At 70.0% G+C, this 23,063-nt stretch carries 25 protein-coding genes; 12 read left to right on the forward strand and 13 right to left on the reverse strand.

Annotated features, from left to right (window positions below):
• Positions 1-112 precede the first annotated feature (112 nt).
• The 4 genes from QQY66_RS21665 (at position 113) to QQY66_RS21680 (ending at position 3,263) form a co-directional block, all read left to right on the forward strand.
• A complete protein-coding gene (locus tag QQY66_RS21665; protein WP_301982003.1) occupies positions 113-547 on the forward strand; it encodes a helix-turn-helix transcriptional regulator in 435 nt (144 codons plus the stop codon).
• Positions 548-657: 110 nt separating this feature from the next.
• On the forward strand, positions 658-1,794 hold the full coding sequence (locus tag QQY66_RS21670) for an ABC transporter ATP-binding protein (protein WP_301982004.1): 1,137 nt from the start codon (positions 658-660) through the stop codon (positions 1,792-1,794).
• Positions 1,795-2,021: 227 nt separating this feature from the next.
• Entirely contained in the window at positions 2,022-2,468 is a 447-nt protein-coding gene (locus QQY66_RS21675) for a hypothetical protein (RefSeq protein WP_301982005.1), read from the forward strand.
• A 54-nt stretch (positions 2,469-2,522) separates the two neighbouring features.
• The gene (locus QQY66_RS21680; RefSeq protein ID WP_301982006.1) at positions 2,523-3,263 is read left to right on the forward strand and encodes a nucleotidyltransferase family protein; all 741 of its coding nucleotides are present in this window, start codon (positions 2,523-2,525) and stop codon (positions 3,261-3,263) included.
• Positions 3,264-3,402: 139 nt separating this feature from the next.
• On the opposite strand, the gene QQY66_RS21685 is transcribed toward QQY66_RS21680, so the two are convergent.
• The 6 genes from QQY66_RS21685 to QQY66_RS21710 form a co-directional block, all read right to left on the reverse strand.
• Positions 3,403-5,034 (reverse strand): DoxX family protein, encoded by a 1,632-nt coding sequence (locus QQY66_RS21685; RefSeq protein WP_301987444.1) that lies wholly within the window; start codon positions 5,032-5,034, stop codon positions 3,403-3,405.
• 123 nt (positions 5,035-5,157) lie between these two features.
• On the reverse strand, positions 5,158-6,099 hold the full coding sequence (rlmB, locus tag QQY66_RS21690) for a 23S rRNA (guanosine(2251)-2'-O)-methyltransferase RlmB (protein ID WP_301982007.1): 942 nt from the start codon (positions 6,097-6,099) through the stop codon (positions 5,158-5,160).
• A gap of 100 nt (positions 6,100-6,199) precedes the next feature.
• Entirely contained in the window at positions 6,200-7,600 is a 1,401-nt protein-coding gene (cysS, locus tag QQY66_RS21695; protein ID WP_301982008.1) for a cysteine--tRNA ligase, read from the reverse strand.
• Positions 7,601-7,727: 127 nt separating this feature from the next.
• Complete coding sequence (gene ispF, locus QQY66_RS21700; RefSeq protein ID WP_301982009.1) at positions 7,728-8,219, reverse strand: 2-C-methyl-D-erythritol 2,4-cyclodiphosphate synthase; 492 nt, start codon at positions 8,217-8,219, stop codon at positions 7,728-7,730.
• Positions 8,209-8,961: a 2-C-methyl-D-erythritol 4-phosphate cytidylyltransferase gene (gene ispD / locus QQY66_RS21705; protein WP_301982010.1), complete on the reverse strand. Its 753-nt coding sequence runs from the start codon at positions 8,959-8,961 to the stop codon at positions 8,209-8,211. Before ispD ends, ispF begins: the two co-directional genes overlap by 11 nt.
• A 292-nt stretch (positions 8,962-9,253) precedes the next feature.
• Positions 9,254-9,736 (reverse strand): CarD family transcriptional regulator, encoded by a 483-nt coding sequence (locus tag QQY66_RS21710; RefSeq protein WP_003953493.1) that lies wholly within the window; start codon positions 9,734-9,736, stop codon positions 9,254-9,256.
• 670 nt (positions 9,737-10,406) lie between these two features.
• On the opposite strand from QQY66_RS21710, the gene QQY66_RS21715 reads away from it, so the two are divergent.
• On the forward strand, positions 10,407-11,078 hold the full coding sequence (locus QQY66_RS21715) for a copper chaperone PCu(A)C (RefSeq protein ID WP_301982011.1): 672 nt from the start codon (positions 10,407-10,409) through the stop codon (positions 11,076-11,078).
• Between the two features lie 70 nt (positions 11,079-11,148).
• On the opposite strand, the gene QQY66_RS21720 is transcribed toward QQY66_RS21715, so the two are convergent.
• Together QQY66_RS21720 and QQY66_RS21725 are read right to left on the reverse strand one after the other, a co-directional pair.
• Positions 11,149-11,829 (reverse strand): response regulator transcription factor, encoded by a 681-nt coding sequence (locus QQY66_RS21720; RefSeq protein WP_015659563.1) that lies wholly within the window; start codon positions 11,827-11,829, stop codon positions 11,149-11,151.
• On the reverse strand, positions 11,826-13,106 hold the full coding sequence (locus QQY66_RS21725) for a cell wall metabolism sensor histidine kinase WalK (protein WP_301982012.1): 1,281 nt from the start codon (positions 13,104-13,106) through the stop codon (positions 11,826-11,828). Before QQY66_RS21725 ends, QQY66_RS21720 begins: the two co-directional genes overlap by 4 nt.
• A 235-nt stretch (positions 13,107-13,341) precedes the next feature.
• Between QQY66_RS21725 and phoU the strand changes: the two genes are divergently transcribed.
• From phoU to QQY66_RS21740, 3 genes are all read left to right on the forward strand, one after another.
• Complete coding sequence (gene phoU / locus QQY66_RS21730; protein ID WP_301982013.1) at positions 13,342-14,043, forward strand: phosphate signaling complex protein PhoU; 702 nt, start codon at positions 13,342-13,344, stop codon at positions 14,041-14,043.
• Between the two features lie 100 nt (positions 14,044-14,143).
• A complete protein-coding gene (locus QQY66_RS21735) occupies positions 14,144-14,308 on the forward strand; it encodes a hypothetical protein (RefSeq protein ID WP_301982014.1) in 165 nt (54 codons plus the stop codon).
• Between the two features lie 126 nt (positions 14,309-14,434).
• Positions 14,435-14,683, forward strand: a complete 249-nt coding sequence (locus QQY66_RS21740; protein ID WP_210577794.1) for an SCO4226 family nickel-binding protein — start codon at positions 14,435-14,437, stop codon at positions 14,681-14,683.
• Positions 14,684-14,777: 94 nt separating this feature from the next.
• Here QQY66_RS21740 and QQY66_RS21745 read toward each other — a convergent pair whose 3' ends face one another.
• From QQY66_RS21745 to QQY66_RS21755, 3 genes are all read right to left on the reverse strand, one after another.
• Positions 14,778-15,224, reverse strand: coding sequence for a VOC family protein (locus tag QQY66_RS21745; protein ID WP_301982015.1), 447 nt, complete (start codon positions 15,222-15,224; stop codon positions 14,778-14,780).
• Positions 15,225-15,466: 242 nt separating this feature from the next.
• Positions 15,467-16,213 carry a hypothetical protein gene (locus QQY66_RS21750; RefSeq protein ID WP_301987773.1) on the reverse strand — a complete coding sequence of 249 codons (747 nt, stop codon included), beginning with the start codon at positions 16,211-16,213 and terminating at the stop codon, positions 15,467-15,469.
• A 144-nt stretch (positions 16,214-16,357) separates the two neighbouring features.
• Entirely contained in the window at positions 16,358-17,869 is a 1,512-nt protein-coding gene (locus tag QQY66_RS21755; protein WP_301982016.1) for a hypothetical protein, read from the reverse strand.
• Positions 17,870-17,987: 118 nt separating this feature from the next.
• Between QQY66_RS21755 and QQY66_RS21760 the strand changes: the two genes are divergently transcribed.
• Entirely contained in the window at positions 17,988-18,605 is a 618-nt protein-coding gene (locus QQY66_RS21760) for a dihydrofolate reductase family protein (RefSeq protein WP_301982017.1), read from the forward strand.
• 4 nt (positions 18,606-18,609) lie between these two features.
• Entirely contained in the window at positions 18,610-19,458 is an 849-nt protein-coding gene (locus QQY66_RS21765; protein WP_301982018.1) for an alpha/beta fold hydrolase, read from the forward strand.
• A 109-nt stretch (positions 19,459-19,567) separates the two neighbouring features.
• Here QQY66_RS21765 and QQY66_RS21770 read toward each other — a convergent pair whose 3' ends face one another.
• Positions 19,568-20,329: a phosphoglyceromutase gene (locus QQY66_RS21770; RefSeq protein ID WP_301982019.1), complete on the reverse strand. Its 762-nt coding sequence runs from the start codon at positions 20,327-20,329 to the stop codon at positions 19,568-19,570.
• A gap of 161 nt (positions 20,330-20,490) precedes the next feature.
• On the opposite strand from QQY66_RS21770, the gene QQY66_RS21775 reads away from it, so the two are divergent.
• Entirely contained in the window at positions 20,491-21,741 is a 1,251-nt protein-coding gene (locus QQY66_RS21775) for an MFS transporter (RefSeq protein WP_301982020.1), read from the forward strand.
• 1 nt (position 21,742) lies between these two features.
• On the opposite strand, the gene QQY66_RS21780 is transcribed toward QQY66_RS21775, so the two are convergent.
• Positions 21,743-22,168 carry a DUF2000 domain-containing protein gene (locus QQY66_RS21780; RefSeq protein ID WP_301982021.1) on the reverse strand — a complete coding sequence of 142 codons (426 nt, stop codon included), beginning with the start codon at positions 22,166-22,168 and terminating at the stop codon, positions 21,743-21,745.
• Positions 22,169-22,217: 49 nt separating this feature from the next.
• Here QQY66_RS21780 and QQY66_RS21785 point away from each other — a divergent pair, with 49 nt between their 5' ends.
• Positions 22,218-23,012, forward strand: a complete 795-nt coding sequence (locus tag QQY66_RS21785; RefSeq protein WP_301982022.1) for an AraC family transcriptional regulator — start codon at positions 22,218-22,220, stop codon at positions 23,010-23,012.
• Positions 23,013-23,063: the final 51 nt, after the last annotated feature.

Consider the following 23,063-nt stretch of genomic DNA (forward strand, 5'->3'; position numbering starts at 1 on the left):
GGCATGACGAGTTGGCGGTCGGCCATGAGTCCGGCGCCGCTGCTTTCACCGTACAGGATTAGATGAAGACCCATTCATACGTTCATGGATGGGCGTCCGTAGGATGAAGGCCATGGGCCACGGAACGGACGCCAAGACCTCTGCCACGTCACGGGAACGCCTCGAAGCCGTGGGCGCCGCGGACGTCGCCACCACGCTGCAGGCCCTCGCCACTCCGTCACGCCTTCGGATCCTGGCCCGGCTGCAGGAGGGCCCGTGCGCGGCCACCGAGCTCGCGGACGCCGTGGGCATGGAACAGTCCGCCTGCTCGCATCAGCTGCGGCTGCTGCGCAACCTGGGGCTGGTGACGGGTGAGCGGCGCGGCCGTTCCGTGATCTACGCGCTCTACGACAACCACGTAGCCGAATTGCTCGACCAAGCCCTCTACCACGTGGAGCATCTGCGGCTGGGGTTGCGGGACACTCCGGCGGGGGTCCTCGAAAATTTCGGCGAAGTTCACACCGGTCCAGGTACTGACAGACCAGGTGAACGCCAGGTACCGTCCTGACCCAGTTCACCTATGTGGACTACACCACAACGGAACCACCCGTAGTGGCACCACCTTCCTACAACGGATCGTCCGGCACGTTCCTGCCGGTAGAAGGGGGCCCATTCACCATGGCCACTGTCTCGTTCGAAAAGGCGACCCGGATCTACCCGGGCACCGAGAAGCCCGCCGTCGATGGTCTGGACATCGAGGTCGGGGACGGCGAATTCCTCGTCCTCGTCGGTCCCTCCGGCTGCGGCAAGTCCACCTCGCTCCGGATGCTCGCGGGGCTCGAGGACGTCAACTCCGGCGCCATCCGCATCGGCGACCGCGACGTCACCCACCTCCCGCCGAAGGACCGGGACATCGCCATGGTGTTCCAGAACTACGCGCTCTACCCGCACATGACGGTCGCCGACAACATGGGCTTCGCGCTCAAGATCGCGGGCGTCAACAAGGCGGAGATCCGCCAGAAGGTCGAGGACGCGGCGAAGATCCTCGACCTCACCGAGTACCTCGGCCGCAAGCCGAAGGCCCTCTCCGGCGGTCAGCGCCAGCGTGTCGCCATGGGTCGCGCCATCGTGCGTGAGCCCCAGGTGTTCCTCATGGACGAGCCGCTGTCGAACCTCGACGCCAAGCTCCGCGTCTCGACGCGTACGCAGATCGCGTCGCTCCAGCGCCGCCTCGGCATCACCACCGTCTACGTCACCCACGACCAGGTCGAGGCCATGACGATGGGCGACCGGGTCGCCGTGCTGAAGGACGGTCTGCTCCAGCAGGTCGACTCGCCGCGCAACATGTACGACCGCCCGGCCAACCTCTTCGTCGCCGGCTTCATCGGCTCCCCCGCCATGAACCTGGTCGAGGTCCCGATCACCGACGGCGGTGTGAAGTTCGGCAACAGCGTGGTGCCCGTCAACCGCGAGGCGCTCAGCGCCGCCGCCGACAGGGGTGACACCACCGTGACCGTCGGTGTCCGCCCCGAGCACTTCGACATCGTCGAGCAGAACGGCGGCGCCGCGGCGTCCCTGGCGAAGGACACCGAGGACGCCCCGGCGGGCCTCGCCGTCTCCGTGAACGTCGTCGAGGAGCTGGGCGCCGACGGCTACGTCTACGGCAGCGCCAAGGTCGACGACAACCTGAAGGACCTGGTCGTCCGCGTCAGCGGGCGTGCGGTGCCGGAGAAGGGCGCCACGCTGCACGTCGTGCCGCGGCCGGGCGAGACCCACGTGTTCTCGACCTCCACGGGCGAGCGTCTCTCCGACTGACGCCTTCCGCCGAGGACAGGAAGTACAACCCCGGGTAATTCACCCAGGTTGACGAAGAGGGCCCCGCAGAGCGCTGCGGGGCCCTTCTCGTTGTCGACAAATACCCCGGCAGACCGGTCATTTCGAGCGCCGTACGTCAACGCCGTACCCGATTCGAGGCACTTCTCTATCCCCCGAACCGGTGACTGAATGTCGCCAAATCATTACCGGACGCTACCCTCACTCGCGTGAAGCACTCCACTACCCAACAGACGCGACGCGGCCGGGGCCCCGCCCGCCGGATCGGCCGCTCCCTCGCCCTCGTCCTGCCCGTCGTCCTGGTTCTCTCCGGGACCCTCGCGGTCACCCGAGTCAACTGGTCGGGGACCTCCTCGAACTCGGTGCTCACCGCGTCCTCCGAGGACCTGGCCGCGCCCGCCAAGAAGCGCGCCCCCCAGGACGTGCTGCGCCGGCAGCTCCTGACCGAACTCCAGGAGAAGGACCCGGGCATCGCCCTCACCCACCTCCAACAGGTGGTCAACGAGCGCCCGTCGCTGGCCAAGCACTGCGCCTCCCTCGCCCGCGACCTCGGCCGCGCCGCGGTCCGCGTCTACGGCGCGAACCGGGCCCAGTCCTTTTCCCGCCCGGTCTGCGACACCTCGTTCGCCTCGGGGGTCGCGGGCGCGCACAGCTGAGAGTCAGTGGTTGCCGCCAGAAGCGGCCGGCGGGACGCGACGTACAGTTCGGTCATGACCGATCCGAACGTCGCGTCCCGCCCCGTTCAGGCCGTCGTCCTGGCCGGGGGCCAGGGCTCCCGGCTGCGCCCCTACACCGACGACCGGCCCAAGCCGATGGTCGAGATCCCCGGTACGGGGACGCCGATCATCGGCCATCAGCTTGTCTGGCTCGCCGAGGAGGGCGTCACGGACGTGGTGGTCAGCTGCGGCCACCTCGCCGACGTCCTGCAGAAGTGGCTGGAGTCGGCGGAACTTCCCGTGCGGGTCACGACCGTCGTCGAGACCGAGCCGCTCGGGCGCGGCGGGGGCCTCAAGTACGCCGCCGCGCACCTTCCTCATCCGGAGCAGCACTGGTACGCCACCAACGGCGACATCTGGACCCGGTTCTCGCTGCGTGACATGGCCGACTTCCACGCCGAGCGAGACGCCATAGCGACGCTCGCGCTGGCCCGGCCGCGGATTCCGTGGGGGGCCGTGCAGACGGACGGGTTCGGTCACATCACGGACTTCATCGAGGCGCCGCCGTCGACGTTCGAGATCAATGCGGGGGTCTACGTGTTCTCTCCCGAGTTCGCCGGGATGCTGCCGGAGCGGGGGGATCATGAGCGGACGACGTTTCCGCGGTTGGCTCGGGAGCGGCGGCTGGCGGGGTTTCCGCTTCCGCAGGGGGCGTATTGGCGGGCCATTGATACGGCGAAGGACTTGACCGAGGCTGCGGAGGAACTCCGTGGGCTGCGGGGTGGGGGCGTCTAGGTCTTCGGTTGTCTGCGGGTCGGTGAGGGCTGAGCGCGCAGTTCCCCGCGCCCCTGACGGGGCGCTGCAGTCCCCGTACGTCAGTGGGGTCCCGCACGTGTCCGTGCGGGACCCCACTGACGTCGTAGCAGCCGGTGAGCTAGCCCAGCAAGCCGCCCACCAAGCCCGGTTCCTCGGGGGTGGAGTCCCCGCCACCGCCGGCGCCGCCCGGGGAGCCCGTGGTGCCGCCCGAGGTGGGGCCGGTGCTGGTGCTGGGGGCCTCGTCGGCGGGGGAGGACTGTTGGGGTGGGGCCTGGCCGGCTGTGCCCTGGGTTTGGCTGGGGGAGCCGGGGACGGTGCCGGTGTCTCGGGTGGCGCCGGGGGTGGCTGCGGCGCCGGAGGGGCTGGCCGTGCCTGAAGTGGCGCCCTGGGTGGGTGGGTTGGAGGCGCTCGGGGTGCGTTCCTGGGCGCTGGTGCCGGGCTTCTGCGGGAGCGGGGAGCCCGGGAGTTCGTTGCGGGGTGCCTCGCCGGGGCCGGGAACGACCACACGGTCGGCGTCGCGGACGGCGCCGCCGAGCAGGGAGCCGACGAGCAGGGTGAGCCCGATGACGACGGTGGTGACGAGGGCGCCGCGGCGCAGGACGTACTGCCGCAGCTCCCAGATGTCGGCGCGGGGGCCGAGGCGGCGCCAGGCGCTGCCGCCGAGACGGCCGTCGATGGAGTAGACGGGGGCGCCGGCGATGATCAGCGGGGACCAGGCGGCGAGGTAGATGATGTCGGGGGCGTCGTAGGCGGGGACGCTCTTCCAGCTGACGGTGACGAGCAGCGCGGCCGACAGCAGCGCCCCGACGACCGCGGCGACCCGCTGCCAGCAGCCCAGGACCGTGAGGACACCCACGATGACCTGGAAGAAGGCGATGACCAGGCCGGAGCCCACGGGGTGTTCGAGGGCGAACTGGCGCAGCGGCTCGGCGACTTCCCACGGGTGCAGGGTGTTGAGCCACTTGGTCATGGAGCCGCGTTTGCCACCGTCGAAGTAGACGGGGTCGCAGAGCTTGCCCATGCCCGCGTAGATGGAGATGAAGCCGAGGAAGATGCGCAGCGGGAGCAGTACGACGCCGAGGTTCATCCGGCGGCCGGGGTAGTAGGCGTGCCGGGCCGGGTCGTCGCCGTGGCGCTTGCTCGGCGCGTCGGTGTCCGGCTCGTCGTCCTCGTAGCCGTAGTCCTCGTCGAACCGCTCGCGCTCGTAGGCGGGTTCGTCGTAGGCGCTGCCGGCCGAGCGCATCTGGGGCAGGAGCCGGGTCTCGCCGGCGTCGGGGCCGCGCTGGGCGCCGACGATCGGGGTTTCGAGGGTCTGCTCCGTGAGGTCGTCGCCGTAGCCGTGCCGGTAGCCGCCCTCGTCGATGCGCGGGATGACCTGAGTGGCTCCGGCGGCGTCGGAGGCGGGCTCCTCGCCGTGCCGGACGCTGCCGCCGCGCACCGCCTGGAGCAGCCGGTGCGCGCCGGTGTCGTCCGGGTCGGACTTCCCGCTCCAGACGACGGGGGCGCGGCGGCGGGTGCCCGGGGCGGAGGCGGCGGGGATGCGGGCGGTGTCCTCGGTGGCGCGCAAGTGCCGTGCGACCCGCGGGGATTGAGTCCGCCGGGTCGAGGCTCCCAACTGCACGCGGAAGCTCACATGATTGACGATGACCTGCGCCGGATCGCTCGGCACCTTCACCATGCTCAGCGCGGGAGCGTCGTCGTATCCCGACGAGCGGTCCCCCGTGGGTGTGCGGGGTGTTCTGGTGTCCACACTCAACTAACCGAGTGACATGGAGTTAGGACACTGCTTTGACTCGCCGGAAGTGTCCGGACCGCGTCAAGGTTGTCCTGGACGCCAGGATTACCCCGCACGGGCGAGCCCGTGGACGGGTGTTCAGCCCCGGCGCCGGGCCGCCTCGTACAGCACGATGCCCGCCGCCACACCGGCGTTGAGCGACTCGGCGCCGCCCGGCATCGGGATCCGTACGCGGAAGTCGCAGGTCTCGCCGACGAGTCGGGACAGGCCCTTGCCCTCGCTGCCGACGACGATGACGAGCGGGCCGCCCAGGGCCTCCAGCTCGCCGATTTCGGCCTCGCCGTCGGCGGCGAGGCCGACGACCACGATGCCCGCCTTCTTGTACGACTCCAGGGCGCGGGTGAGGTTCGTGGCGCGGGCGACCGGGGTGCGGGCGGCGGTGCCCGCGGACGTCTTCCAGGCTCCGGCGGTCATGCCTGCCGCGCGGCGCTCCGGTACGACGACGCCGTGGCCGCCGAAGGCGGAGACGGAGCGGACGACGGCACCGAGGTTGCGCGGGTCGGTCACGCCGTCGAGGGCGACGATGAGCGGGTCCTCGCCCGCGTCGGCGGCCTCGGCGGCGAGGTCCTCGGGGTGGGCGTACTCGTACGGCGGGACCTGGAGGACCAGGCCCTGGTGGTTGAGGCCGTTGGTCATACGGTCCAGCTCGGGGCGCGGCGCCTCCATGAGGTTGATGCCGCCGCGCTCGGCCGCGAGCTGGAGTGCCTCGCGGACGCGCTCGTCGTTGTCGATGAACTGCTGGACGTACAGCGTCGTCGCGGGCACGCCCTCGCGCAGTGCCTCGAAGACGGGGTTACGGCCGACGACCAGCTCGGACGTCGACTTGCCGCCACGGCCGCGGGGCGCGGGACGCCGTACCGACTGCTTCGCCTTGGCGCTCGCGACACGGTTCTTCTTGTGGCCCTTGCGCATCTCGGCGGGCGGGGTCGGTCCCTTGCCCTCCAGGCCCTTGCGCCGCTGGCCGCCACTGCCGACCTGCGCGCCCTTCTTGCCGGACATGCGACGGTTGTTGGCTGCCATGACCTACCTGTCTGTTCTCGGAGCACGCCGGAGCATGCGTATGTGCGTATATGCAGTGTGCCGCCCGGACGGCCGGGCGGCACAATCGATCAAGAAAGGCTCAGCGCGGACCGAGCGTCCAGCGCGGGCCCGTCGGGCTGTCCTCGATGACCAGGCCCGACTGGTTGAGCTGGTCGCGGATGGCGTCGGCGGTGGCCCAGTCCTTGCGGGAGCGGGCCGCTTCACGCTGGTCGAGGACCAGGCGTACGAGGCTGTCGACCACGCCGTGGAGGTCTTCGCCGCGGTCGCTCTCGCCGGCCCAGTGCGGGTCGAGCGGGTCCAGACCGAGGACGCCGAGCATGGCGCGGACCTCGGCGAGGCGGGCCACGGCGGCTTCCTTGTCGTCGGCCGCGAGCGCCGAGTTGCCCTGCCGGACCGTGGTGTGGATGACGGCGAGCGCCTGCGGGACGCCCAGGTCGTCGTCCATCGCCTCGGCGAAGGCGAGCGGCACCTCGGGGGCGGGGTCCACGGCTCCGCCGGACAGGTCGACGACGCGCTGCACGAAGCCCTCGATCCGCGCGAACGCCGACTCGGCCTCGCGCAGGGCCTCCTCGCTGTACTCGATCATCGAGCGGTAGTGCGGGGTGCCGAGGTAGTAGCGCAGGACGATGGGCCGCCACCGCTTGACCATCTCGGAGACCAGCACCGAGTTGCCGAGCGACTTGGACATCTTCTCGCCGCTCATGGTGACCCAGGCGTTGTGCAGCCAGTACCGGGCGAACTCGTCGCCGTAGGCCTTGGCCTGGGCGATCTCGTTCTCGTGGTGCGGGAAGATCAGGTCGAGTCCGCCGCCGTGGATGTCGAAGGCGGAGCCCAGGTACTTGTGGGCCATCGCCGAGCACTCCAGGTGCCAGCCGGGGCGGCCGCGTCCCCACGGCGTCTCCCACGTCGGCTCGCCGGGCTTCGCCGCCTTCCACATGGCGAAGTCACGCGGGTCCCGCTTGCCGGTCTCGCCCTCGCCGGAGGGCTGGAGCAGGTTGTCCAGCTCCTGGTTCGACAGCTGGAGGTACTCCGGGAAGGACCGCACGTCGAAGTAGACGTTGCCGTCGGCCTCGTAGGCGTGTCCGCGCTCGATGAGGCCGCGCATCATCTCGACCATCTCGGTGATGTGACCGGTGGCGCGCGGTTCGTACGTCGGCGGCAGGCAACCGAGCGCCCGATAGCCGTCGTTGAACGCCCGCTCGTTCTCGTAGCCGATCGACCACCAGGGGCGGCCCTGGTCGACCGCCTTGGTGATGATCTTGTCGTCGATGTCCGTGACGTTCCTGACGAACGTCACGTCATAGCCGCGGTACTCGAACCACCGGCGCAGGATGTCGAAGTTGAGCCCGGAGCGGATGTGCCCGATGTGCGGTGCGGCCTGCACGGTGGCGCCACACAGGTAGATCGAGACACAGCCCGGCGTGAGCGGGGTGAAGTCACGGATCTGCCGGGCGCTGGTGTCGTACAGGCGAATAGTCACGGTGTCCAGGGTAGTAGGCGGTGAGGGGTGTACGGGAACGTTGTCGGGTGCGGGTCCGTGGGGGCTGGTCGCGCCCACGCGGCGGAGCCGCACATCGATACAGCCCCGCGCCCCTGAGTCGGACCAGTCAGCCCTTCTTGACCACCAACGCCGTTGCCACTGCCATCAGCCCCTCGCCCCGCCCCGGAAACCCGAGCCCGTCCGTCGTGGCCCCCGACACCGACACCGGTGCTCCCGCCGCCTCCAAAAGGATCTTCTGCGCCTCGTCCCGGCGCTTGCCGATCTTCGGTCTCGGCCCGACGACCTGGACGGCGATGTTGCCGATCCGGAAACCCGCCTCGCGGACGATGCGGGCGGCCTCTGTGAGGAGGGTGATTCCGGAGGCGCCCGACCACTCGGGGCGTCCGGTGCCGAAGTGCTGGCCCAGGTCGCCCAAGCCGGCGGCCGAGAACAGGGCGTTGCATGCCGCGTGGGCGACGACGTCCGCGTCGGAGTGTCCGGCCAGGCCCGGGCCCTCGCCCTCCCACTTCAGGCCGGCGCACCACAGGTCGCGGCCGTCCTCGAAGGCGTGGATGTCGGTGCCGATGCCGACCTGGGGAAGCGGTGCCTCAGAAGCCATCGTTCAGCCTCCTGCGGGCGAGGACCGCCTCGGCGAGGACGAGGTCCAGGGGGCGTGTGACCTTGAAGGCTTCCTCGTGGCCGGGCACGACGACGACCCGCGACCCCAGTTGCTCGACCATGCTCGCGTCGTCGGTGACGTCGTCGGTCACCGTCTCGTGCGCCCGGACCAGCGTCGCCCGGTCGAAGCCCTGCGGTGTCTGCACGGCGCGGAGACGGGAGCGGTCCGGCGTGGCGACGACCGGCTCGGGGTCGCCGGGCGTCGGGGCCGGCTCGACCTGCTTGACGGTGTCGGCGAGCGGAAGGGCGGGCACCACCGCCGGCGCGCCTTCGCGTACCGCCTCGATCACGGCGTCCACCGTGTCCACGGGGACGAGCGGCCGGGCCGCGTCATGCACCAGCACGATGTCGTACTCGGGGGGCAGGGCGTCCAGGCCCAGCTTCACCGACTCCTGGCGGGAATCGCCGCCGGGCACGACGAGGAAGTCCGTCCGCTCCGGCAGCGCATGGGCGTCCAGCATGGACTTGACCTCGGCGGCGCCGTCCGGCGGAGCCACGACGACCACGAGGGAGACGGCGCGGGACGCGGCCATCGCGCGCACCGCGTGGATCAGCATGGGGGTGCCGCCCAGCGCACGGAGTGCCTTGGGGGCGCCCGGACCAAGGCGTACACCCCGGCCGGCGGCAGGAATCACCGCGGCAGTGCGTGCGGACGCGGGCGAAGGGCGCGAATCGTCAGACATCGGTTCCTGTCAGGTTTGTGTGCTCGGCCTACTTGGGTATGGCCACACCGTGCCGGGCGCGACGCCTTGACCGGAACCCTTCCGTGACCCTGGTCGAGCCAGCTGCCCGGGCCCGGCACGCCAAGTACGGGGGTCCCCTTCCCCGGCGTATGGAATGCGTACAACATCACCGCACGGTGTCTGCGGTAGCGCTGGGCGCGAACATGCCGCAGCGCCCGGCGACAGGAGATACGTCATCGGGCACCGCGGCATTTCCATGTACTGAGGCAGTACGGCGTGGTTGTCGCCTGCGTCAGGACGCGAGGACCTCGTCGAGCAGGGCCTCGGCCTTGTCCTCGTTCGTGTTCTCCGCGAGGGCGAGTTCGCTCACCAGGATCTGGCGGGCCTTGGCGAGCATGCGCTTCTCGCCGGCGGAGAGTCCACGCTCACGCTCACGACGCCACAGGTCACGTACGACTTCCGCGACCTTGATGACATCGCCGGAGGCGAGCTTCTCCAGATTTGCCTTGTAACGACGAGACCAGTTCGTGGGCTCCTCGGCGTACGGCGCGCGCAGCACCTCGAAGACCCGGTCCAGCCCGTCCTGACCGACCACATCACGCACGCCGACGAACTCCGCATTGTCCGCTGGCACACGCACCGTCAGGTCACCCTGGGCGACCTTCAGCACCAAGTAGGTCTTGTCCACGCCTTTGATCTGGCGAGTTTCGATGGCCTCGATCAGCGCGGCCCCGTGATGGGGATAGACCACGGTGTCGCCAACCTTGAACGTCATGTGACAGGTACCCCTTCCGTGGCTATCCAGAGTAACACGGAAACGGCGGGTTCTGAATGGCGTTTTCGCAGGTCAGGGCATATCTCGGGGCTTGACAACAGCAACAGGAACGTGCTTCGCGGGCCGAGCGGAAGAAGGTATTCGCAGGTCGGAGCGGCTCTCCGGGGGAAGTGAAACGCGCACGTTACACACATCCGGAGCCACCTCCAAGTGGACGAACGTCCCTATATGTCCGGTTCCAAGTGATCGACTTCCGCTACTCCGTTCGGTGCCTGGGGTGGGGTACGTGACGAATCCGGAATTGATCACAGGAATCACAGGAGACCGGCTCGGACGGTCGGTGATCAATTATCAGGGCGGCCGTGCATTCCTTCACGGAAAGTTTGCGCACCGGTGGTTCAACTGTGCCGACGCTATGTCGGCGCGTTGTCGAGGCGTTGTCAGCCGATCGATCTCGGCCACTTATGTGAATGGCCGACGAGCGCCGGTGCAAAGTGACTCGTGAGTCACTTCCGCGGGTACGCCGACTGCCGCCCGGTGAGGGAAGCGGCGCCCTTGGGGAGGGTCGGGTGCGGTCGCGCGGGAACGGGTCGGTAGCCTAAGGCCGCTGACAGACACTTAGGGCGGCTTTACGCGCCCGCCTCGTTCGAGTCAAGGAGTTGCCGCCGCCGTGAGCAGCAGCCTTCGACGCGGCGCCCTCGCCGCCGCCGCCATCGCGTTCTCGATCGCCTCGCTCTCCGCGTGCGCGGCCGGCAACAACGCCCAGACCCTGGAGGTCAAGCCGGACAACGCCGCCACGACCGTCGGGGACATCAAGATCCAGAACGCCGTCGTCATCACCCAGCCCGACGAGGAGTCGACCGGCCCGGCAGCGGTCGCCGCGACCCTGTTCAACAGCGGCGCCAAGGCGCAGACGCTCGACTCCATCACCGTGGACGGCGCCGGCCCCGCCAAGCTGACCGCGGCCAAGGGCAAGAACCTGTCCATCCCGGCCGGAGGCTCGCTGGTCCTCGGCGGTGAGAACAACGCCTCCGCCGTACTCACCGGCAGCCGCGAGGCCATGAAGGACGGCGACGCCCAGAAGGTCACCTTCACCTTCTCCACGACCGGCGACGTGAGCCTGGAGGCCTTCGTCGTCCCGGCCGAGAGCTACTTCTCCAGCTGGGGCCCGACCGAGGTCCCGGCAGCGCCGGGCGCCTCCCCGACCGCCTCCGAGAAGCCGGGCGAGGGTGCCTCCGGCTCGCCCACCGGGTCGCCGACCGGCAACGCCACCCCGACCGACGCCGCCTCCGCGAGCGCCACGCCCACCGGGTCCGCCTCGAACGAGGCCGCCGGCCACTGAGCAGCCGTACGAGAAACGAAGGGCGGGACCTCCAGCGAGGTCCCGCCCTTCGTCGTCGTACCAACGCGGTTTACGGCTCGAACTTGTAGCCCAGACCGCGCACCGTCACCAGATACCTGGGCGCGCCCGGGTCCGGTTCGATCTTGGCGCGGAGGCGCTTGACGTGGACGTCGAGGGTCTTGGTGTCGCCGACGTAGTCGGCGCCCCAGACACGGTCGATGAGCTGCATACGGGTGAGGACCCGGCCGGCGTTGCGCAGGAGCATCTCCAGGAGGTCGAACTCCTTGAGGGGGAGGTCGACCTTGGAGCCGGAGACCGTCACGACGTGGCGGTCCACGTCCATGCGGACCGGGCCCGCCTCCAGGGCGGCCGGGGTCACCTCCTCCGGCTCGCCGCGGCGGCGCAGGACGGCCCGGATACGGGCGACCAGCTCGCGCGACGAGAAGGGCTTGGTGACGTAGTCATCGGCTCCTATTTCCAGGCCGACCACCTTGTCGATCTCGCTGTCCTTGGCGGTGACCATGATCACCGGGACGTTGGAACGACCGCGCAGCTGACGGCAGACCTCGGTGCCCGGCAGGCCGGGCAGCATCAGGTCGAGGAGGACGAGGTCGGCGCCGTTGCGCTCGAACTCGTCGAGTCCGTCGGGCCCGGTGGTCGCGACGGCGACCTCGAAGCCCTCTTTACGGAGCATGTACGACAGGGCGTCGGAGAAGGACTCCTCGTCCTCGACGACGAGCACACGGGTCACGGAAGGACCTCCGGGGCGGGAAGCGGTTCGTACTGGGATGAATCAGATGAGTCAGGGGACGGGACGGCGGGTGCGGACTGTCCGGCCTCGTCGTCGAGGGCGGAGTGGTGCGTCGCACGGTCGCGGGCGACACCCGCCTCCGGCAGCCGCAGGGTGAATGTGGAGCCCTGTCCCTCGGAACTCCACACCGAGACCTCCCCACCGTGCGAGGCGGCCACGTGTTTGACGATCGCCAGCCCGAGGCCCGTACCGCCGGTGGCACGGGAGCGGGCGGGGTCGACGCGGTAGAAGCGCTCGAAGACGCGCTCCTTGTCCTTCTCCGAGATGCCGATGCCCTGATCGGTCACGGCGATCTCGATATGGGCGCCGCCGGACGCGGTCACCTTGCGGGCGGCTATGCCGACGCGGGTGCGGGCGGGCGAGTAGTTGACGGCGTTCTCGACGAGGTTGCCGAGGGCCGCGGCGAGCTGGCCGCGGTTGCCCCAGACATGCAGGTCGGCGGTCCCGCCGGCGGCCATGGTGATCTGCTTGGTGCCGGCCGCGTGCCGGCAGCGGTCGATGGCCTCGGCGACGAGTTCGTCGACGCGGACCGGCTCGGCGTCCTCCAGCGGGTCGTCGTTCTGGACCCGGGAGAGGTCGATCAGCTCCTGGACCAGGTTGGTCAGGCGGGTCGCCTCTATCTGCATACGGCCGGCGAAACGCTCCACGGCCTCCGGGTCGTCCGAGGCGTCCATGACGGCCTCGGAGAGGAGGGAGAGGGCGCCCACCGGCGTCTTCAGCTCATGGCTGACGTTCGCGACGAAGTCGCGCCGTACCGCCTCGATGCGTCTGGCCTCGGTGAGGTCCTCGACCAGGAGCAGTACGAGGCGGGAGCCGAGGGGCGCGACGCGCGCGGAGACGGCGAGGGCCTCGCCCCGGCCGGTCCCTCTCCTCGGCAGGTCCAGCTCCACCTGGCGTATCTCTCCGTCGCGCCGGGTGTCGCGGGCCATCTGCAGCATCGGCTCCACGGCGAGCTTGCCGCCGCGGACCAGGCCCAGGGCGTACGCCGCCGAGCTGGCCTTGACCACGGCGTCCCCCTCGTCGAGGACGACGGCCGAGGAGCGCAGCACGGACAGCACCGTGTCGACGCCCGGCGGCAGGACCGGGTCGGTGTGCAGAGAGGTTCTCGTGGGTCGCTTCTGGTCGCGTTCGCTCCAGCGGAACGCCAGCATGGCGATGACACCGGTAAGTACACCGGCGATCGCTGCCGCTGCGGCGACCGCCGCGTTCACGTCCATGCATCCAGGTTAGGCATGGGATAGTCCATGGCCACAGCCATCGGAGTGCGACCTCGAACACTCGTCGCCCAGAGTTCACCTTGGAGCTAGGGTTGGTTCATTTGGGGTGGCGAAAACGGACGCGTACGGGCCGGAACGTGGAAGCGTGGGGTGCGAAGCGCCGGTTTCAGCAGGACCTGATGCACCGGGCCCGGCCCCCGGCAGCCACTGAAACAGACGTACGAGAGGAACCCTGATGCGGGACGCGTACCACGAGGAACTCGACTCGATCGGTGACGGTCTGGTCGAGATGGCCCGGCTGGTCGGATCAGCGATCGGGCGCGCCACGACGGCGATCCTCGACTCCGACCTGAAGCTGGCCGAGAGCGTCATCGAGGGCGACAAGAAGGTCGACGAGCTCCAGCACGACCTGGAGGCCCGGGCCATAGCCCTGCTGGCGCGCCAGCAGCCGGTGGCGACGGACCTGCGCATTGTCGTCACCTCGCTGCGGATGTCGGCCGACCTGGAGCGCTCGGGCGACCTGGCCCAGCACGTGGCCAAGCTGGCCCGGCTGCGCTTCCCGGAGCGCGCGGTCCCCCACGACCTGCACGCCACCATCCTGGAGATGGGCCAGCTCGCCCAGCGCCTGATGGCGAAGGCCGCCGAGGTCATCATCACCAAGGACGTCGACCTGGCGATGCAGCTCGAGCAGGACGACGACGAGATGGACCTGCTGCACCGCACGCTCTTCCAGCACCTGATGGACGAGAAGTGGAAGCACGGCATCGAGACCGCCGTCGACGTCACCCTGCTCGGTCGCTACTACGAGCGGTACGCCGACCACGCCGTGGCCGTCGCCAAGCGCGTGGTGTACCTGGTCACCGGCGAGCACGCGGACGAGCTCCAGCCCGACATCCAGCCGGACATCCAGCCGGTGACGGGCACCGAGGGCTCCTGAGAATTCGCACGGGGGCGTGCGCCAGAGCCTCCGTGCGCCGTTGATGCGACCGGCTGGGCGGGCATGGAATGGGCACAGGCTCCAGCCTTGAGGAGGGACCATGGCCGAATCCCCCAGCATCTCCGGTACGACACCCGACCCCACCCAGGAACGTCCGACCGAGCAGCCCGCCGAGATCAAGAGCCTGACCTTGATCGGCGCGTGCGGCTGTGGCTCGGGCTGCCAGTGCGGATGCCAGTCCGGCAATCCGTGCCAGTGCGGCTGATCGACCCGTTCTTCGCAGGGGCCCCGGCATCGCGCCGGGGCCCCTGCGCTGGTTGGTACTGCCGTACGGGCGCAGCATGGAAGAAGAGCAGGCGCAGCGCACGGGCGGAGAAGGAGGTGCGAGGCCATGGCTCAGTTCATGGACGTACACACCGGGATGAAGGGCATTACGGCCGAACAGCTCAGGGAGGCCCACCAGGCGGACCTCGCCATCGAGAAGGAAGAGGGCGTCCACTTCGAGCGGGCCTGGGCGGACCCGGAGTCCGGCATCGTCTACTGCCTCTCCGAGGCGCCTTCGGCCGAAGCGGTCCAGCGCATTCACGAGCGGGCGGGGCACAAGGCGGACGAGGTCCACAAGGTTCCGCTGTCGATCTGACCGCCTGATCGCAGCTGTTCGCGCCACCACGGGACACCGGGCGAGGGTACGGGGATGACCTTCGCCCGGCTCCATCTCCTTCTTTTGTCGGGCCTCACATCACCGGTGCCCCGATGGCGAGCAGGTTTCCCTCGCTGTCCCGGAACCAGGCACCGCGTTCGCCGCGGGCGCCGGTGCTCGGGTAGTTGCCCTCGACTTCGAGGATCCCGTCCACGGTCCGTCCGCCGCCGTACAGCGCGGGCATCTCCACGTCCTCGAACTCCACGCCGCGCGCCTTGAGTTCGGCGACGACCGCCTCGATGTCGTGGACCTTCCACGCCATCTGGGTGAAGGTGCCGGGCGGGGATCCCGTCGACTCGAACACGACGAACTCCACACCACCGCTCCGGTACTTCAGCCCGCCGGGCCGCTCCTCCACGGGCTCCAGCCCGAGCCGCTCGGAGTAGAAGCGCCGCGCCCGCTCCAGATCCTGCGCGGGCAGCCGGGTCGCCGGGGTCGCACCGGCCAACAGATTCGTGTGTTGCGCGTCCACTGCGTCCATACGTCCACTGTGCCGCGAGCGGGGCGGGAATGCCGTACGAACGGGGTGGGGCTACCTGCACTCGCGACTCGGTAGGGCACTGCTCACCGCTTGGGACCAGGCGCACGCCGCCCTCCCCGACCCCGAGTGGCGCCATCTGCAGGACGAGATCGTCCACCCGCGCACCACCGAGGCGTTTCAGCGCCTGTGGCACGCAGAGGGCTGGGAGAGTGAGTCGGCGATCTCCCAGCCCTCACGCCTCTTTACGCGCGGGTGCAACTCGGCAGGTGCCGAGCCTGGACCCAGCCCCAGCGGCGGGCGTCAGGTGAGTAGCCGAATACCCATTGGGCCGGGTCGTACGGCCTGCCGTCAGCGCGGCGGCAGGTGGTGCGGGTGATGTGGAAGACCCAGCCCTTTCCGGCGTTGCCGATGGCGAACTTCACGGGCCCGTTGCGCAGCGTCCCGGTCGTTCCGACCTTCACGCTGCCCCTCTTGCGTCCCGGGTCAGGCGTGATGTCCACGAGCTTGACGCGATTGTCACCGCCGGTCGCATGGCGGTGCCGCAGTGCCGGTGCGTAGCCGTTCGGGTCGGGCCGGTTGGCCAGGTCCCGGGGGTGCGCCACCCGAGGGAACTTCCGTGCGACAGGGTCGACCAGACAGCTCTTCCTGATCCACCCCCACCAGGGCGCGGTCTGTGCCCGTTGCCGTGCACCGTCACGGACGAGTGCGTAGCCGCCCGCGGTGTACCGCACGCCGACGATCCTGCTGGCCGTTGACGGGCCCGCCGGCCAGGTCCGGTCGTTGACGCCGCGATGCGGATAGTTCCAATGAACAGCGCATGCCGGGCCGTCGGCCTTCACCTTGGTGGCGTTGGTGTAGTGCACCTTGGGCAGCTGATTCGGCTCCGCCTGAGCCGTCGGACCAACGACGCCGATCGCGAGTGTCGTCACCAGAACGGCCGAGCCGGCAACCGCCGCAGCCCTCGCTTTGCTCCACGCCTGTATGCGCATGGGGAAGCCCCTTCGTCAGGTCCGTGAGTGTTGGCGACCTTCGCCGCGCAGGATCTTCCCGAAGGCGAAAAGCACGTGCCGTGTGCGGAGAACGGGGTCATCCGAATAGGTGAAACGGGGGCCACAGAAGAGCCCCCAGGGTTCTTATGGCACGAGCTCAGACATCACGGCATGCGGAAGCGAAGGGTTGGCGGCCGCCGCTTCTACGACGAGCCAGTCGTCGTCGCCCAGCAGGTCGGCCATGGCCGTGGGCGGCAGGGCGGGATGGGCGGCGGCGATACGCCTTGCCCGCTTGTCCGCCAGGCAGGCGAGCAGGGCCACGGGGGTTGCCTTGCGATGCCGGGCTATCTCGCGGAACGCCTTGTGCGCCGGCGGTTGATGCCGGGCCAAGTACTCCAGCAGTGCCGGCGACGCGTCCGGGTTGGCCGCCACTTTGGCAACGACCTGGACGCCATGGTGGTCGACCATGGCGCGCAGCCGGGTGTCGGAGAGGCCCGGGTGAGGGGCGATGGACTTGACCACTTTCGCGTCGGGGTCGGCGGCCAATGCGTCGACGATCTCCGCCGGTAGATCGCGTCGTTCGGCCAGGAGCATGCGTAGGGCCGGATGCCGTGATTCGGCCAGCTTCTTGACCTCGTCCGGTGATGCGGCAGCGATCCTCGGCAGAAGGGTTGAGCCGATCTTGGTCGCAGTCGCCAGAGAGGGGAGGAGGCCGAGCGGCACATCGGGGTTGTGCGCGAGGCTGCGTCGTACATCTGGATCACGGTCCGCAGCCATCCCGTGCATCAACGCCTCACCGATCACAGGATTTTCGGCGAGTTCGGCCCGGACACCCGGAGACGGATCGGCGGCCAGCCGTGCGCAGACCGGCCGTGGCAGATCGGAGCGGGCGGCGAGTTGCCGACGCAGCAGCGGGGAAGGGTGGTCGGCAAAGCCGACGACGGATTCGGCAGGTGTGGCGGGGTTGCGCAGCGCTTCCTCGTGGAGTCGGTGAACGGTGGACTGGTGCGAGCCGTCGCACGCGGCACCGGGCAGCAGGTCGCAGTCGGGGCGAGGACAGTGCGGACCATGTACGAACGGCGTCGCCTCGCGGTCGCATACGAGGCACCGCTGGGCCGGTGGCAGCCCCTCACCCGTGATCAACATCGCCAGTACGACCGGTGGCGTCGCCTCGTTGGCTGCCACCGCGCTACGCACCTCTGCGTGCGGATGCCGCGCGAGCCGGGTGGCCGTGTCCGGTGTTGTCCACAGAGCGAGCTCGGCGACGACTCGGACGTCCGGGTCGGCGGAGAGCGTCTTGACCACATCGGGCGGAAGGCCCGGGCAGCCGGCCAGCTTCTCCCGGCGCTCGACGACGGGATCAGTGGCGAGCAGGCGTGCCCATTCCGGTCTGCCGACGCCCTCGTCGAGCAGGGCAAGTGCGGCGTGTGGTTGTGTCACCGGGTCGATATCGGCGGCTGTCAGCTTGCCCTTGTACGCCAGCGGCACAGCGGTCTCCTCACCGAGTCCAGCCAGTGCGACCGCCTGCGCATGGCTGAGGTCCTCGCGGCTGGCGAGCGCTGAGGCGACATCGGCGTCCGCCATCCCGATCAGCCGGTCGACCAGCTCGGTCGGCAGGGCCGGATTGGCGGCGAGCCCGCACAGGACATGGTGCACGGGAGCATCCTGCCCGGAGGATGCTCGAAGGGCTCGTGGATTTCTGCCTGCGGGGTCACCGGTACTCCGCTTCCTGCGTGAGCGATGAGTTCGGGCGGCGGATCGGGTCTGCCCTGGCATGACTCGAATCATCGCCGACATCTCGGTGTCCCTCGACGGCTTCGTCACCGGTCCCGACCCCGGCCCGGACAACGGTCTGGGCACCGGCGGTGAGGCCCTGCACACCTGGGCGTTCTCCGACGACCCCGACGACCGCCGGGTCCTGGGCGAGGCGACCGCCCGCTCGGGCGCCGTCGTCCTCGGCCGCAAGCTCTTCGACGTGGTCGACGGGCCGGGCGGCTGGGACGACAGGACCGGCTACGGCGCCGGCGAGGTCGGCAAGCCCGCGTTCGTCGTCGTGACGAGCTCGCCGCCCAAGGCGGTGCGGCTCACCGACCTCGACTGGACCTTCGTCACCACGGGTCTGCCCGACGCTGTCACCGCCGCGCGCGAGCGCGCCGAGGAGGCGGCGTCGGACAGCGGCAAGGATCTCGACGTGGTCCTCATGGGCGGCGGCGCCACCGTTCGCTCGGCGCTCGCCGCAGGGCTGGTCGACGTGCTGACGCTGCACCTCGCACCCGTCGTGCTGGGCGCCGGGACGCCACTGTTCACCGGCGGGCCACCGCGCATGCTGGCGCAGCGGAGCGTGACGTCGACATCGACGGCGACACACCTGACCTACGACGTCCTGCGGTGATCCGATGACCACCATCAACATCGGCGTCGATGAGATCGCCTTGGGTATCGAATCGTTCGGTGACGACGACGCGCCGCTCGTCCTGCTCGCGGGCGCACCGACGATGCTCTCCTGGCCCGACGCGCTGTGCGAGCGCCTCGCCGCCGGCGGGCGCCGCGTGGTGCGCTACGACCTGCGCGACAGCGGAGAGTCGACGACGGCGGACCCGGAAGCGCCCGCCTACACGCTGCGCGACCTCGCCGCCGACGCGGCGGCCCTCGCTGACGCGCTCGGCGGCGCCCCCGCGCACCTCGCGGGGATCGGCGTCGGCGGGATGGTCGCCCAGGTGGCCGCGCTCGACCACCCGGGCGCGTTCTCGGCGCTCACCCTGGCCGGCACCCGCGCGGTTGCACCCGGCCCGCCCGACGACGACCTCCCCGACCATGACCGGGCGACGATGAGCCGGCTGTTCGCGCATCCGATGCCCGACTGGACCGACCGCGAGGCGGTGGCCGGGTTCGCCGCCGCCGGCGCGGAGATCCTCGGCGACGACCCCGTCGCCGCGCGCGCGATCGCCGCGCGCATCTGGGACCGCACGCCCGGCACCACGTCCCCGGTCCAGCTGGCCAACCAGCTGGGCATGGTGTTTTCCAGGCTCGACTGCACACCCCGTTGGCGCGAGCGCCTGCCCGAGATCGAGATTCCCACGCTCGTCGTCCACGGCCGCCGCGACCGGTTCTTCCCCGTCGGCAACGGCGAGGCGCTCGCACGCGAGATCCCCGGGGCACGGCTGCTCGTCCTCGAGGAGGCTGCCACCGCGATCCCCGATGCGGCGGTGGACGAGGTCGCCGAGGCGATACTCATGCTCGGGTAGAGGACGGCGCGGCGTACGGCGTACGGCGTACGGCCCAGAGACGGCCCACGCCACCACAAAGCCCCCTACCAGCGGACAACCCGCAGGCAGGGGGCTTGATCAGTCAGGGTTACTTCTTCTTGCCCTGGTTCTTGACCGCCTCGATCGCCGCCGCAGCCGCCTCAGGGTCGAGGTAGGTGCCGCCGGGGTTGAGGGGCTTGAAGTCGGAGTCCAGCTCGTAGGAGAGCGGGATGCCCGTCGGGATGTTGAGGCCCGCGATGTCCGCGTCGGAGATGCCGTCGAGGTGCTTGACGAGGGCGCGCAGCGAGTTGCCGTGGGCCGCGACCAGGACCGTACTCCCGGTGAGGAGGTCCGGGACGATGCCGTCGAACCAGTACGGGAGCATGCGGACGACGACGTCCTTGAGGCACTCCGTCTGCGGGCGCAGCTCCGGCGGGAGCGTGGCGTAGCGCGGGTCGGAGAACTGGGAGTACTCGGCGTCGCGGTCCAGCGGCGGCGGCGGCGTGTCGTACGAGCGGCGCCACAGCATGAACTGCTCCTCGCCGAACTCGGCGAGCGTCTGCGCCTTGTCCTTGCCCTGGAGGGCGCCGTAGTGACGCTCGTTCAGGCGCCAGGTGCGGTGGACCGGGATCCACAGGCGGTCGGCGGCCTCCAGCGCGAGCTGCGCGGTGCGGATCGCGCGCTTCTGGAGGGACGTGTGCACGACGTCGGGCAGCAGACCGGCGTCCTTGAGCAGCTCACCGCCGCGGACTGCCTCCTTCTCGCCCTTCTCGTTGAGGTTGACGTCCACCCAGCCGGTGAACAGGTTCTTCGCGTTCCATTCGCTCTCGCCGTGGCGGAGGAGGATCAGCTTGTACGGTGCGTCGGCCATGCGTCCGAGCGTAATCGAAGGCTTTGATCGCTTGTGCGTCCGCCCGAAGAGCGGACGGTTGACGGGATCTGTTAATTCAGTGGCCCCGCGCGACAGCGTCCTCGTAAGTTGTGCTCACCGCCTGAGCCGCTTACAGCCAGCTGACTGCCGTGGGGGACCCGATGTCGCTCGCCTCTCTGAGACGCGCCGCCCGAGAAACCGTTTCCGGACTCCCCCGCGAGTTCTGGTGGCTGTGGACCAGCACCCTCGTCAACCGGCTCGGCGGCTTCGTCGCCACCTTCATGGCGCTGTACCTCACGCTCGACCGCGGCTACTCCGCCTCGTACGCCGGCCTGGTCGCCGCGCTCCACGGGCTCGGCGGAGTCGTCTCCTCCGTCGGCGCGGGCGTGCTGACGGACCGGCTCGGGCGGCGGCCGACGCTGCTCGTGGCGCAGGCGTCCACGGCCGTCTCCGTCGCGCTGCTGGGGTTCATGCACCACCCCCTCGCCATCGCCGCCGTCGCCTTCCTGGTCGGCATGGCCAGCAACGCCTCCCGGCCCGCCGTGCAGGCGATGATGGCCGACATCGTCCGCCCCGAGGACCGCGTCCGGGCCTTCTCCCTCAACTACTGGGCGATCAACCTCGGGTTCGCCGTCTCCTCCATGGCGGCCGGCTTCATCGCCGAGTTCAGCTACCTCGCCGGCTTCCTCATCGAGGCGGGCATGACCATGATCTGCGCCATCGTGGTCTTCCTGAAGCTGCCGGAGTCCCGCCCCGAACGCACCGCGGCCGAGAAGGCGGCGGACGACACCGGCCTCGGCACGGTCCTGCGCGACGGCCGCTTCATGGGCGTCGTCGGCCTGTCCTTCCTGGTCGCCCTGATCTTCCAGCAGGGCATGGTGGGCCTGCCGGTGGCGATGGGCGAGGCCGGCTTCACCCCGGCCGACTACGGCCTGGCCATCGCCGTCAACGGCGTCCTGATCGTCGTCCTCCAGATCCCGGTCACCCGCTACATCGAACACCGGGACCCCGGACGCCTGCTCGTGATCTCCGCCCTCCTCGCCGGCTACGGCTTCGGCCTCACCGCCTTCGCCGGCTCGGTCGGCGTCTTCGCCCTCACCGTCTGCGTCTGGACCCTCGCCGAGATCGTCAACGCCCCGACCCAGACCAGCCTGGTCGTCCGCCTGTCTCCGGTGCATGGGCGCGGGCGCTACCAGGGCATGTACACCATGTCCTGGGCGGTGGCCTCCCTCGTCGCCCCGCTGATGTCCGGCGTCGTCATCGACCGGTGGGGCGCGGAGTGGCTGTGGGGGCTGTGCGCGGTCATCGGGACGGCGGCGGGGATCGGGTACGGCGTCCTGATGCGGCGGCTTCCGTCACAGGACCCGGCGCCGGAGGCGTCCCCTGCGAAAACAGAGGTCAGCACGGCCTGACTCACGGATGCATCCGCGCCCCCTTCACCGCCTTGTCCACCGCGTTCCGCGGCCCGTACACCGCCAGCCCCACCAGGTCCAGCTCCCCCGTCGGCACGGCGCGCACCGCCGCCCGGTTGTCGCGGTCGTTGCCGGTGGTGAAGAGGTCGGAGGTGAAGACCGCGCGCGGGAGGGAACGGGACAGCACGCGCGCGTGGGCTGCCGTCAGGGTCTCCTTGGTGGCCTCGAAGACCAGGACGGGCTGACGGAACATCGGCAGGTACAGGACGCCGTCCGCGTCCTCGTAGGGCTCGCCGATCACCTCGGGGAGCTGGGCGCCCAGGCCGCTGACCAGGAACGCGGTGACGTTCAGGCGCTGCCAGGGCTCCAGGTCGTCGCGCAGGAGGACGGCGATCTTCGTGTCGAAACGGAGGGGTTGCTCGCTCATGCAGTGAGACTGCCGATCGTCGTACGCCATCGTCTTGTACGTTCTTTGCATGGCCACCCGGCGTGACGTCTCCGCCTGGCGCCCGCACGTCCCGGGCGTCGTCGAGGTCTTCCACGCGCACTTCACCGAGTACGCCTATCCGATGCACGTTCACGAGGCCTGGACGCTGCTCATCGTGGACGACGGCGCCGTACGGTACGACCTCGACCGGCATGAGCACGGCACCCCGCACGACACGGTGTCCCTGCTGCCGCCGCACGTCCCGCACAACGGCTCCCCCGCCACCCCGCACGGCTTCCGCAAGCGCGTCCTGTACCTCGACGCGACCCGTCTCACCGACGACCTCATCGGACCCGCCGTCGACTCGCCCGACCTGCGCGATCCCGTGCTCAGGCAGCGTGTGGGCCAACTGCACTCCGCGCTCGCCCGCCCCGGCGACGAGCTGGAGGCCGAGAGCAGGCTGACGCTCGTAGGAGAACGGCTGCGGACCCATCTGCGGGCGCGTTCGGCCGTCGGGGAGCGCCGTGACCCCGCCCTCGCCGGCGACCTGCGCGCACTCCTCGACGCCCGGGTCACCCAGGGCCTCACCCTCGACGAGGCCGCCCGGCTGCTGCACGCGCACCCCGCCCACCTGGTACGGGCGTTCAGCACCGCCTACGGCATCGCCCCGCACCAGTACCTCAACTCCCGCCGTGTCGACCGCGCCCGCGCCCTGCTGCTGCGCGGCGCGAGCCCGGCCGAGACGGCCACCGCGACCGGGTTCTACGACCAGGCCCATCTGACACGGCACTTCAAGAAACTGGTCGGCGTGCCCCCAGGCCGCTATCGCCTCAGCGCGCGCTGAGCGTCGTACAGATTGCGCGGTCGTACGGCGTCCGTGGTGCCGTACCGGACC

The organism is Streptomyces sp. DG2A-72 (assembly GCF_030499575.1).
GTDB lineage: Bacteria > Actinomycetota > Actinomycetes > Streptomycetales > Streptomycetaceae > Streptomyces.